Below are 12,427 nucleotides of genomic sequence, written 5' to 3' on the forward strand. Positions count from 1 at the left end.
ATCCCCCCGTCTCTCCACAGACTACCGGCGCGCGTCGAGCGGCCGTCCGACGCCACCGCGACCCCGGCCGCGCAGTCGTAGGCTGGATGCACCGCACAAAGGAGAGCGCCGTGTCTTCCATCGCGAACGGGTCCCGCACCGAGACCGCCAGCCCGAGCTCCCCGCGCCCGTCCGACGACCCGCGCTTCACGGTCGTCGACGATGCGATCGCAGAGCTCGCAACCGGCGCCCGCACGTGGTCCCGGCTCACGCTGGGTCAGCGCGCGCGTCTGTTCGAGCGGGTGCGCGCCGCGGTCGGCGCCGTGGCCGAGGAGTGGGCCGACACCGCGTCGCTCTCGAAGGACCTCGCGCCGGGGCATCCGCTCCGCGGCGAGGAGTGGCTCGCCGGCCCCTACGCGGTCCTGGTGTCGCTGGACGCGTACCTCGTGTCGCTGCGCGCGCTCGCGTCGGGTCGGAGCCCGCTCGAGGGAGTACGGACGGATGCTGCGCCCGGCGGACGCATCCGCGCGCACACGTTCCCCTCCCGTGCCATCGACGGGCTCCTGCTCTCGGGCTACACCGGTGAAGTGTGGCTTCAGCCCGGCGTGACCGCCGAAGAGGCGGTGGGCTCGGCGGGGCTCGGGCAACGTCGACCGACCGCGAGTGGCGGAGTCGGGCTCGTCCTCGGCGCCGGCAACGTCACGTCGATCCCCGTGCTCGACGTCTTCTACGAGCTGCTCGCCCACAACCGCACGGTGATCCTGAAGGTCAACCCCACCCAGGACGCGCTGGTGCCGATCTACGAGCGGGCGCTCGCGCCGCTCATCGGGCCGGGCTTCCTGCGGATCGTCCGCGGCGCGGGAGACGTGGGCGCTCACCTGACGGGGCATCCCGGGATCGCGCACGTGCACATCACGGGCGCGGCGACCACATTCGACGCGATCGTCTGGGGACCGGGCGAGACCGGTGAGCAGAACCGGCGCGACAACCGGCCCGCCCTCCACAAGCCGATCACCGCCGAGCTCGGGGGCGTCTCTCCGGTCATCATCGTGCCGGGCGCCTGGAGCGACGCCGATCTGCGCTTCCACGCCGAGCACGTCGCGACCATGCGTCTGCAGAACAGCGGGCACAACTGCATCGCCGGCCAGGTCGTCATCGTGAGCGCGGACTGGCCGCAGCGCGAGGCCTTCCTCACGGCGCTCGCCACGGCCTATGACGCCGCGCCGGCCAGGTCGGTCTGGTACCCGAAGGCCGACGAGAAGCTGCAGGCCGCGGCATCCGCGTATCCCTCCGCGATCTGGAACGCCGACCGCACTCGTGCACTCGTCGAGCTGGACGCCGACGCCGACGCGACGGCGCTCGAGACGACCGAGTACTTCGCCCCGGTCCTCGGCGTGGTCTCTCTGCCGGGCAACGGCCAGGAGTTCCTCGACGCGGCGGTCGCGCACGCCAACCAGAAGCTCACCGGCACGCTCGGCGCCAACGTGCTCATCGACCCGACGACGCTCGCGGCGCTGGGTGACGGCTTCGAGCGCGCGATCGCCGATCTGCGCTACGGCGCGATCGCGATCAACACGTGGACGGCGTTCGCGTTCCTCACCCCCACCGTGACGTGGGGGGCGTTCCCCGGCGGCACCGCCGATGACGTGCAGAGCGGGATCGGCATCGTGCACAACGGCTATCTGCTCGACCGCGTCGAGCGATCGGTCGTGCGCGGACCCTTCCGGCCGTTCCCGCGTTCGGCCGGCGCCATCGGGCGCCCGGGCACGTTCAGCGTGCTTCCCAAGCCGCCGTGGTTCGTCACCTCGCGGACGGGTGCCGCGGTCAGCGAGGGCTTCACGCGCTTCAAGATCGACGGCAACCTGCCGCGCCTGGCGGCGACGCTCGTGCAGGCGTTCCGGGCGTGAGTGGCAGATCTGCGGCGGCCCGCGTCGACGAGGCCGACTACATCGTGGTGGGCGCCGGCTCGGCCGGCGCCGCCCTCGCTGCGCGTCTGACCGAGGATCCGGATGTCACCGTGCTGCTGCTCGAGGCCGGTGCGCCCGACACGGCGCTCGAGCTGCACGTCCCCGCGGCGTTCTCGAAGCTCTTCCGCGGACCCTTCGACTGGAACTACGACACCGTTCCGCAGCCGGCACTCGAGGACCGCACGGTGTACTGGCCGCGCGGCAAGACCCTCGGGGGCTCGTCGTCCCTCAACGCGATGATGTGGGTGCGGGGGTTCGCCGCCGATTACGACGAGTGGGCGGATGCCGCGGGTCCCGCGTGGTCGTGGGAAGCCCTCGTGCCCTACTTCCGGCGGGTGGAGCGCACGGAGGACCCCGCCGACCCGACCCAGGGCGCCGCGGGCGCGCAGCCGATCGAACATCAGCGCGATCCGCGTCCGCAGACCGCGGCATTCCTCGACGCGGCGCGCGAGGCCGGCCACCGGGTCACGGCCGCCAACCTCCCGGCCGGCCAGGGGTTCTCCCGCACGATGGTGTCGCAGCATCGGGGGTCGCGCTCCTCGACCGCCGACGCCTACCTCCGCCCCGCGAATGGCCGCCCGAACCTCCGCGTCGTCACCGGCGCGCTGGTGCGCCGTGTCACCTTCGAGGCCGGGCCGGACGATCCCGCCGTGCCGCGCGCCACCGGCGTCTATCTCGAGATCGACGGCATCACCCGTCATGCCCGCGCCCGCCGCGAGGTGATCCTCTGCGGAGGCGCCGTCAACACGCCGCAGCTGCTCCTGCTGAGCGGCATCGGTCCGGCGGAGCACCTCGGAGAGCGGGGCATCCGGATCGTCGCCCACTCCCCCGAGGTCGGCGAGGGTCTCCGCGACCACCTCGTCGCGGGGCTCGCACCGGCTGCGCGGGGCGGCACGCTGTACGCGGCCGAGAAGCCCGCCGAGCTCGCGAACTATCTGCTGCGGCGTCGCGGGATGCTGACCTCCAACGTCGCCGAGGCATACGGGTTCGTCCGCACCGCGGTCGCGGACCGGATCGGCATGGCGGCCGACCTCCCCGACATCGAGATCATCTTCGCGTCCGCGCCCTACGTCGGCGAGGGTCTCGTCCCGCTTCCCGCCGAGGGGTTGACCGTCGGCGCCATCCTCCTGCGCCCGCGCAGTCGCGGCACCATCAGGCTCGCCTCGACCGACCCGCGCGACAAACCCCTCATCGATCCCGGCTACCTGAGCGACGCCGACGGCATCGATGCCGAGACGCTGCGCGCGGGGCTCGCGGCGTGCGAGGAGCTCATCGACACCGACGCGATGCGCACCGTGACCACCGGAGGGTGGATACAGCCCGCCGGCGGCGAGCACATGACGCCCGTCGAGCGGGCCGAACTGGCCATGCGCCGTTACTCCCACACCCTGTACCACCCGGTCGGCACGGCCCGGATGGGAACGGATTCCTCGTCCGTCGTCGACCCCGCACTGCGCGTGCGTGGCGTCAGCGGACTGCGCGTCGCGGACGCGTCGGTCATGCCGAACCTCATCCGCGGCCACACCAACGCGCCGGCGATCGTGATCGGGGAGGTCGCCGCCGACCTGCTCCGTGGTCGTAGCTCGTCGAGGTGACCCGCGGCTGCTCAGGCCCCGGCGAACCGATCGGTCGCGGCGCGAAGGGCGGCGGCGATTCCCGGCTCCGAGGCCGAATGCCCGGCATCCGGCACCACCACGAGGTCGGCCTCGGGCCACGCCCGATGCAGGTCCCACGCGGTCATGATGGGCGTGCAGGCGTCGTACCGCCCCTGCACGATCACGGCCGGAATGTCGCGGATGATGCCGACGTTCGCGATCAGCTGCCCCTCGGTGAACCAGCCCTCGTGCATGAAGTAGTGGTTCTCGATGCGGGCGAACGCGGTGGCGGCGTCGGGATCCGTCATCGACGCCACGAGGTTCGGGTCGGGTCGCAGGGTCAGGGTCGAGGCCTCCCACGTCGTCCAGGCCATCGCGGCTGGACCATGCACCGCGGGGTCTGGGTCGATCAGCCGGCGGTGGTAGGCCTCGATGAGGTGGGACCGCTCGAGCACCGGGATCGGAGCGGTGAACTGCTCCCACAGATCGGGGAAGATCGACGATGCCCCACCCTCGTAGAACCACTCGAGCTCGTGCCGCCGGAGGGTGAAGATGCCCCGCAGCACGAGCTCCGACACCGCGCCGGGGTGCGTCTGGGCGTACGCGAGCGCGAGGGCGCTCCCCCACGAGCCGCCGAAGACCTGCCATCGGTCGATGCCGATGTTGCGGCGCAGCAGTTCGATGTCGGCGACGAGATGCCACGTCGTGTTGAAGCGCAGGTCGGCGTCGGCAGCGCTCACGTGCGGGGTGCTCCGCCCGCATCCGCGCTGGTCGAGCATCACGATCCGGTAGCGCTCGGGGTCGAAGAAGCGGCGATGCCACGGGGACGAGCCCGATCCGGGCCCGCCGTGGAGGAAGACGACCGGCTTGCCTTGGGGGTTGCCGCTCTGCTCCCAGTACATCCGGTTGCCGTCGCCCACCAGCAGCTCGCCGGTCTCGTACGGCTCGATGGGCGGGTAGAGCGAATCGAGTCCCGACACCTGCATCACAGTCCGCTCGCCGGGACGCTGAAGGTGTCGCAGGCGTTCGGGCCGCCGTCGAAGCCCGTCGTGAACCAGCGCTGGCGCTGCTCGCTCGATCCGTGCGTCCAGCTCTCGGGGTTGACCGCTCCGCCCGATTCCTGCTGGATGTGGTCGTCGCCGACGGATGCCGCGGCATTGAGCGCGTCATCGATCTGCGGGGGCGTCGGCGTCTGCAGGAACGGCGTGCCGCTGTCGTCGACGATGTCGGGGGCGTACGCCACCCAGGCGCCGGCGAAGCAGTCGGCCTGCAGTTCGGTGCGCACCCCGTTGCTGTCGGGGCCGGTGCCGTTGTCGGGGTGGTCGTTCATGACGCCCGTGATCTGCTGTACGTGGTGGCCGTACTCGTGCGCCAGCACGTACAGCTGGGCGAGTGGGCCCGCCGTCGCATCGAACTGCGAACGCAGCAGGCCGAAGAAGGTCGGGTCGACGTACACCGTCTCCTCCGGCGGGCAGTAGAACGGTCCCGTCGCGTTGGAGGCGGTGCCGCACTGCGTCGAGGTCGACCCGTCGACGATGATCAGCTGCGGCGGCCGGTAGCCCTCGACGTTCGTCTCCCAGTACTCGTCGATGACGGTCGCGGCGAACACCAGACGACAGTCGTCGTTCGTGTTGGCCTGGGCGCCCGTCTCGCAGTTCGCGATCTCGCTGCCGCTGTCACCGCCCGCGGGCTGCGCGGCGCCGCCGCCGAGGAGACCGCTGAGGTCCTGCCCGGTGAACAGGCTGATGAGCAGCACCGCGATGGCGCCGACGCCCGCGATGCCGCCGCCCGCGATGGCGACACCGCGGCCCCGACGACGCGCAGTGGTGCGGCCGACCTTTGCGTTGTCGTTGAAGGTCATGTGGACACCGTACTGGGGATGCGCTCGGGCGGAGCGATGCACGCCCTGAGCGGGCCAGCGCCGCCGACGGCCCGGCAATAGGCTCGGGGCATGGAACCGCGTGCCACGACCGTGACCATCACCGGAGCCGGCGGACAGATCGGCTACGCCCTCATGTTCCGCATCGCCGCCGGGGGGATGCTGGGGGCCGACCGGCCCGTGCGTCTGCGGCTGCTCGAGATCGAGCAGGGCGTGCGCTCGGCCGAGGGCGCAGCCCTCGAACTGCAGGACGGCGCGTTCCCCCTGCTGCGCGATGTCGAGGTCACGACCGACCCTGCGACCGCGTTCGAGGCCTGCCACATCGGTCTGCTGGTGGGGGCTCGGCCACGCGGGCCGGGGATGGAGCGTGCCGATCTGCTCGCCGCCAACGCAGGGATCTTCGGACCCCAGGGCGCCGCGATCGGAGAGAACGCGGCCGCAGACGTGCGCATCGTCGTGGTGGGCAACCCTGCGAACACGAACGCGCTCATCGCCGCAGCATCCGCCCCTGACATCGCGCCGGATCGATTCACCGCGCTGACGCGCCTCGACCACAATCGCGCGCTCGGACAGCTGGCCTCCGCCCTCGAGGCGCCCGTCCGAGACCTCGCCGGCGTCACGATCTGGGGCAACCATTCGGCGTCGCAGTTTCCGGACGTCACCCACGCGACGGTCGCCGGGCGTCCGGTGGCGGATGCCCTCGCCGAGCGTTTCGGCTCCGCGGCGGCCGTCGCCGCCTGGCTCGACGGCACGTTCATCCCGAGGGTCGCCCGGCGCGGGGCGGAGATCATCGAGGTGCGCGGCTCGTCGTCGGTCGCATCGGCTGCGAACGCGGCGATCGAGCACGTGCACGACTGGATTCTCGGCACCGGGACCGGCTGGACGTCGGCCGCGCTGATCTCGCGCGGAGAGTACGGCGTGCCGGAGGGGCTGGTGTGCTCGTTCCCCGTGACGGCGGAGGACGGCGCCTACCGCATCGTCGAGGGCCTCGACGTCGACGCCCGGGCCCGCGCCCGCATCGACGCATCGGTCGCGGAACTGGCCGCCGAGCGCGACGCCGTTCGCGAGCTCGGGCTGCTCTGACATGCTCGACCCGCTGATCGTCGTCATCCTGGGGGTGATCGTCGTCGCTCTGACGAGCGCGATCGCCCCCCGGCTCGGGATCGCGGGTCCGCTCATGCTCGTGGCCATCGGCGCGATCGTGAGCCTGCTGCCGTTCATCCCCGAAGTGAAGCTCGATCCCGAGATCATCCTGGTCGGAGTCCTGCCTCCCCTGCTGTACTCGGCGGCGGTATCGCTGCCGGCCATCGAGTTCCGGCGCGACTTCCGCCCCATCGCCGGGCTCAGCGTGCTGCTCGTGCTGGTGAGCGCGGTCGTGCTGGGGGGCTTCTTCTACCTCGTGATCCCGACCCTCGGCCTGCCGCTGGCGATCGGCCTGGGCGCGATCCTCAGCCCCACCGACGCCGTGGCCACGTCCATCGCCAAACGTGTCGGCCTGTCCGGGCGCGTCATCACGATGCTCGAGGGCGAGAGCCTGCTGAACGACGCGACCTCCCTCGTCCTGCTGCGCACGGCCGTGGCCGCGTTCGTCGCCGGCTCGGTCTCGTGGGGCGAGGCCATCGGCTCCTTCGTCTGGGGCATCGTCATCGCGATCGTCATCGGGGCGGTCATCGGCGCCCTCAACCTGCGCGTGCGTCTCTGGGTGTCGCATTCGGCAGCCAACACCGCGCTGAGCTTCGCGGTGCCGTTCGTCGCCTATCTCCCCACCGAAGCCCTCGGCGGCTCCGGGCTCGTGGCCGCGGTGGTCGCGGGCATCGTCACGGGGCAGGGGGCGGCTCGGTTCTTCACGCCCGAGCAGCGCATGTCGGACGAGCTGAACTGGCGCACCGTCGAGCTGGTGCTCGAGGGCTCCGTGTTCCTGCTGATGGGGCTCGAGCTCGAAGACATCGTGACCCAGAACCAGCGAGATCATCAGGGCATCGGCCACGCGCTGTGGCTGGCGGCGGCGGCTCTCGGCATCATCCTGCTCGTTCGGGCCGCGTACGTCTCCGTCCTGATCCGGTTGCAGAGCCGTCGCGCCCGCGACAAGGAGCGGGAGAATCTCGAAGCGTTCAAGGAGCGGATCACACGGGCGGACGCGATGCCGGGAGCGCCGTCTTCTGCGCCCCGGCCGCCCCGGCCGGCCCCGCCGACCCGCGAGCTGTCGGAACGCGAGCGCGCCCGCATGGTGCGCCGCCGACGTCGGATGATGACCGGCGGTCGCCGGCGCCTGCTCCGGGAACCCGAGCGCCGCGAGCGCTGGCTGGCGCGCATGCGCACGCGGATCACCCGCTCGCTGGCGGACATCGACTACTACCAGGCGTCGCCGCTGGGCTGGCGGCACGGGACGATCATCGTCTGGGGCGGCATGCGCGGCGTCGTGACCCTTGCCGCCGCGCAGACGCTGCCCCGGGATACGCCCGAGCGCCCCCTGCTGGTGTTCGTCGCGTTCCTGGTCGCCGTCGGAAGCCTGATGATCCAGGGGTTCACGCTGCCGGGGGTGGCCAAACGCGTGGGACTCGTCGGCGCCGGCGAGACGGGCCTGTCGGACGAGGAGGAGGACGCCCTCGATGACGAGCTGCAGGAGGCCGCGGCATCCGCTCTCGCCAGCGCCCAGCTGACGCGGCGGGACGGCTCGGAGTTCCCCCCGGCGCTGATCGAGCGGGTGGCGGAACGGCTCACCCGTTCCGAGAACGACGAGACCTCGACGCTGGCCGCCGACATGTCGGAGCTGCGTCTCGCCATGCTCGGCGCGATGCGGGCCCGCCTGAACGACCTCTCGTCGGACGGCATCTACAGCACGGCCGCCCTCCGCCACGCTCTGGCCGAACTCGACGCCGACGAGATCAGCCTGCGACTACGGCTCGGCGGGGACGACTGACACCCGGCGTCCGGCGATCAGGGCAGAATGGAGTCACCCGGAACACGAAGGAGGTGCCCGTTGGCCGATGTCACCGACCTGACGAGCCCCACCCCCGTCGTGCACCCCGCCGCCGAGTGCCCGGAGTGCTTCACCGAATTGCAGCGTGACCGCGACTGGTGGCTGGCCAGACCGGCAGGATCACGCCTGGTCGGCCTGGTCGTCACACGCGATGACATGCCGTCCGTCACCCAGCAGCGCACCGAGCTGACGCGTTTCGGCGTCCCCATCGACGGGTTCCGGCATCCGGCGCCCGAGACGATGGAGAACTGGGAGACGCGACTGGCCCGTCTGTTCGGAACGCTCCGCGCGGGCGATGTGCTCGTCGTGGCGAACGTTCATGCCCTGGGTCGTGACATCGACGAGGAGACGCGGACGGTCGCCGAGCTTCGTCGCCGCGGCGTCATGATCAAGGTGCTCGGACACGGCGGCCGTCACCTCTACGACGCCGGCCGCTGAGCGATGGAGACCCCGTGAACACGACTGCATCCCCGCTCCTGCGCCTCGGCGTGATGGCGACCTCCCGGAAGGCCGACGAAAAGCGGCTGCCCATCCACCCCGCGCACTTCGAGGGCATCGACGAGGATCTGCGCGCGAACATCATGCTCGAGACCGGCTACGGGCTGCGCTTCGGCCTCACGGACGACGAGCTTGCGCCCTGGGTGGGCGCCGTCGCCTCGCGGGACGAGATCATCGCCGGGGCCGACGTCGTGGTGCTGCCGAAGCCGCTCGCCTCCGACCTCGCCGATCTGCGCGACGGGCAGGTGCTGTGGGGATGGCCGCACTGCGTGCAGGACCGCGCGATGACGCAGCACGCGATCGACAAGAACCTCACGCTGATCGCGTGGGAGGCGATGAACCACTGGAAGAGCGACGGCGGCTTCGGGCTGCACGTCTTCCACAAGAACAACGAGATCGCCGGGTACTGCTCGGTACTGCACGCCCTGCAGCTGTGCGGCTCGACCGGCGACTACGGACGGCGCCTGAATGCCGTGGTCATCGGGTTCGGCGCGACCGCCCGCGGTGCGGTGACGCTGCTGAACGCGCACGGCATCCACGACGTGCGCGTCCTGACCAACCGCGACACCGCCGCGGTCGGCTCGCCGATCCCCTCGATCGACATCATCCGGTTCGAGCACAATCCCGACGCCCCGTTCGACAGCACCGTGAACACGGCGGATGGCCCTGTGCCGCTGGCTCCGTTCCTCGCCGCCCACGACATCGTCGTGAACTGCACCCTGCAGGACCCGAATGCCCCCCTCACCTACCTGCGCACCGAAGACCTTTCGGCCTTCCGTCCGGGCAGCCTGATCGTCGACGTGTCGATCGACGAGGGTATGGGGTTCGAGTGGGCGCGACCGACCTCCTTCGCCGAGCCCATGATCACCGTGGGCGAGAACACGAATTACTACGCGGTCGATCACAGCCCGTCTGTGCTGTGGAACTCCGCGACATGGGAGATCAGCAGCGCTCTCACGCCGTTCCTGCGCACCGTGATGGAGGGGCCGACGGCGTGGGCCGAATCCGACACGATCCGCCGCGCGATCGAGATCGACAACGGGCATGTCCGCAACGAGGCGATCCTGCAGTTCCAGAACAGGGAGTCGGACTACCCGTACGCGAACCGCGCCTGACCCGGCTGCGGGGCTACTGAGCGACGTACGCGCGCAGATGCGTCGCCGTGAGGGTGTCGCCGCTCTCGACGAGGTCGGCGGGCGTCCCCTCGAAGACGATTCGACCGCCGTCGCGCCCTGCCCCCGGGCCGAGGTCGATGATCCAGTCGGCGTGCGCCATCACGGCTTGATGGTGCTCGATGACGATCACACTGTTGCCCGCCTCGACGAGCCGGTCGAGCATCCCCAGCAGATTGTCGACGTCGGCGAGGTGCAGGCCGGTCGTCGGCTCGTCGAGGACGTAGATCGCGCCCTTCTTGGCCATCGAGATGGCGAGCTTCAGCCGCTGACGCTCTCCCCCCGACAGCGTGTTCAGCGCCTGCCCGAGGGTGATGTAGCCGATGCCGACATCGATCATGCGCGCGAGGGTGGTCTGGGCCGGCCCCTTCGCACTGACGGAGGCGAAGAACTCGGATGCCTCGGCCACCGACATCGCGAGCACCTCGGCGATGTTCTTCCCGGCCAGTCGGTGCTCCAGCACCTCGTCGCTGAACCCGGTGGTGCCGCACATCTCGCACGGGGTCTCGACCGATGAGGCGAACCCCAGCTCGGTGATGATCACGCCGAGCCCCTTGCACGCCGGGCACGCGCCCTCGGAGTTCGCGCTGAACAGCGACGGCTTCACGCCGTTCGCCTTCGCGAACGACGCCCTGATCGCGTCGAGGAGCCCCGTGTAGGTCGCGGGACTGCTGCGTCTGGACCCCTTGATCGCTGATTGGTCGACGACCACCACCTCGTCGAAGGAGGGAACGTTGCCGTGGATGAGCGACGACTTGCCCGAGCCGGCGACCCCCGTGACGACCGTCAGCACCCCCAGCGGCACGTCGACGTCGACGCTCTGGAGGTTGTGCTGCGTGGCACCGCGGATCTCGAGCGCCCCGGTGGCTGTGCGCGTGGCGGGCTTGAGGCGGGCCCGATGGTCGAGGTGGCGGCCGGTCAGCGTGCCCGAGGCGCGCAGGCCCGCGACATCCCCCGTGTACTGGATCTCGCCTCCCGCTCTGCCCGCTCCCGGCCCGAGGTCGACGACATGATCGGCGATCTCGATCACCTCGGGCTTGTGCTCGACGACGAGCACGGTGTTGCCCTTGTCGCGCAGCTGCCGGAGAAGCTCGTTCATGCGCTGGATGTCGTGGGGATGCAGGCCCGCCGTGGGCTCGTCGAACACATAGGCGATGTCGGTCAGGCTCGATCCGAGGTGGCGGATCATCTTGGTGCGCTGCGCCTCCCCGCCCGAGAGGGTTCCGCTCGCCCGGTCCAGCGAGAGGTAGCCGAGGCCGATCTCGACGAACGAGTCGATGGTCTCCCTCAGCCCGGTCATGAGCGGAGCCACCGAGGGGTCGTCTATCGTGCGCAGCCACACCGCCAGATCGGAGATCTGCATGGCCGCGGCATCCGCGATGCTCACTCCCCCGATCTTCGACGAGCGTGCCGGAGCGCTCAGCCTGGTGCCCTCGCACTCGGGGCAGGCAGTGAACTTGACGGCGCGGTCGAGGAATGCGCGGACATGGGGCTGCAGCGCGTCACGGTCCTTCTTGAGGAAGCTCGCCGTGATCTTCGGGATCAGCCCCTCGTACGTCATGTTGATGTTCTGGATGCGAACCTTCGTCGGCTCCTTGTAGAGGAAGTCGGCGCGCTCCTGCGGGGTGTAGTCCTTGATCGGCTTCTGCGCGTCGAGGAACCCCGACTCGGTGAACGCGCGCACCATCCACCCGTCCACGTTGTACCCCGGAATCGTGAGCGCCCCGTCGGCGAGAGACTTGCTGCTGTCGAAGAGCTCGTCGAGGTCGACATCGCTCGCTTCGCCGAGTCCTTCGCAGCGCGGGCACATACCGCCCGTGATGCTGAACTCCCGCCGTTCCTTCGCCCCGCCGGCCTTGGTGATCGCGCCCGCGCCGCTCACCGACGGCACGTTGAAGGAGAACGCCTGCGACGAGCCGATATGCGGAGTGCCCAGGCGACTGAAGAGGATGCGCAGCATCGCGTGCACGTCGGTGGCCGTTCCGACGGTCGAGCGCGCGTTCGCACCCATGCGCTCCTGGTCGACCAGGATCGCCGGGCTGATGTTCTCGAGCGCATCGACGTCGGGCCGCTGCGGGGTGCCCATGAACTGCTGCACGAAGGAGGGATACGTCTCGTTGATCAGCCGCTGCGATTCGGCCGCGATCGTGCCGAAGACGAGCGAGGACTTGCCCGACCCGCTCACTCCCGTGAAGACGGTCAACCGGCGCTTGGGGATCTCGACGCTGACGTCCTTTAGGTTGTTCTCCCTCGCGCCGACGACGCGGATGACCTCGTGCGCGTCAGCGGTCGCGGGGACGGATGCTGCGGCCGGCGTCGCGGCGTCGGTAGCGGTCATGCGGGCCTCCCGAGTAGTC

General features: G+C 70.5%; 9 protein-coding genes. 6 read left to right on the top strand and 3 right to left on the bottom strand.

Going from position 1 to position 12,427, the window contains the following annotated elements:
- Positions 1-86: 86 nt before the first annotated feature.
- Together ACFXOO_RS09935 and ACFXOO_RS09940 are read left to right on the top strand one after the other, a co-directional pair.
- Positions 87-1,886, top strand: a complete 1,800-nt coding sequence (locus tag ACFXOO_RS09935; RefSeq protein WP_394563433.1) for an aldehyde dehydrogenase family protein — start codon at positions 87-89, stop codon at positions 1,884-1,886.
- Positions 1,883-3,541, top strand: coding sequence for a GMC family oxidoreductase (locus tag ACFXOO_RS09940; RefSeq protein WP_394563434.1), 1,659 nt, complete (start codon positions 1,883-1,885; stop codon positions 3,539-3,541). The genes ACFXOO_RS09935 and ACFXOO_RS09940 overlap by 4 nt, the downstream gene beginning before the upstream one ends.
- An 11-nt stretch (positions 3,542-3,552) precedes the next feature.
- On the opposite strand, the gene pip is transcribed toward ACFXOO_RS09940, so the two are convergent.
- Entirely contained in the window at positions 3,553-4,527 is a 975-nt protein-coding gene (gene pip, locus ACFXOO_RS09945; RefSeq protein WP_394563435.1) for a prolyl aminopeptidase, read from the bottom strand.
- Positions 4,527-5,402, bottom strand: coding sequence for a neutral zinc metallopeptidase (locus ACFXOO_RS09950; RefSeq protein WP_378842556.1), 876 nt, complete (start codon positions 5,400-5,402; stop codon positions 4,527-4,529). The genes pip and ACFXOO_RS09950 overlap by 1 nt, the downstream gene beginning before the upstream one ends.
- Positions 5,403-5,492: 90 nt before the next feature.
- Between ACFXOO_RS09950 and ACFXOO_RS09955 the strand changes: the two genes are divergently transcribed.
- From ACFXOO_RS09955 to ACFXOO_RS09970, 4 genes are read left to right on the top strand one after another with little or no spacing between them, the layout of a single operon-like run.
- Entirely contained in the window at positions 5,493-6,503 is a 1,011-nt protein-coding gene (locus tag ACFXOO_RS09955) for a malate dehydrogenase (RefSeq protein WP_378842554.1), read from the top strand.
- Between the two features lies 1 nt (position 6,504).
- The gene (locus tag ACFXOO_RS09960; protein WP_378842552.1) at positions 6,505-8,340 is read left to right on the top strand and encodes a cation:proton antiporter; all 1,836 of its coding nucleotides are present in this window, start codon (positions 6,505-6,507) and stop codon (positions 8,338-8,340) included.
- Between the two features lie 60 nt (positions 8,341-8,400).
- Positions 8,401-8,838 (top strand): recombinase family protein, encoded by a 438-nt coding sequence (locus tag ACFXOO_RS09965; protein WP_378842550.1) that lies wholly within the window; start codon positions 8,401-8,403, stop codon positions 8,836-8,838.
- Between the two features lie 53 nt (positions 8,839-8,891).
- The gene (locus tag ACFXOO_RS09970) at positions 8,892-10,013 is read left to right on the top strand and encodes a N(5)-(carboxyethyl)ornithine synthase (protein ID WP_378843031.1); all 1,122 of its coding nucleotides are present in this window, start codon (positions 8,892-8,894) and stop codon (positions 10,011-10,013) included.
- A gap of 13 nt (positions 10,014-10,026) precedes the next feature.
- On the opposite strand, the gene ACFXOO_RS09975 is transcribed toward ACFXOO_RS09970, so the two are convergent.
- Entirely contained in the window at positions 10,027-12,408 is a 2,382-nt protein-coding gene (locus ACFXOO_RS09975; RefSeq protein WP_378842548.1) for an ATP-binding cassette domain-containing protein, read from the bottom strand.
- Positions 12,409-12,427: the final 19 nt, after the last annotated feature.

The sequence above is a fragment of the Microbacterium sp. P03 genome, assembly GCF_043556235.1.
Taxonomy (GTDB): Bacteria; Actinomycetota; Actinomycetes; order Actinomycetales; family Microbacteriaceae; genus Microbacterium.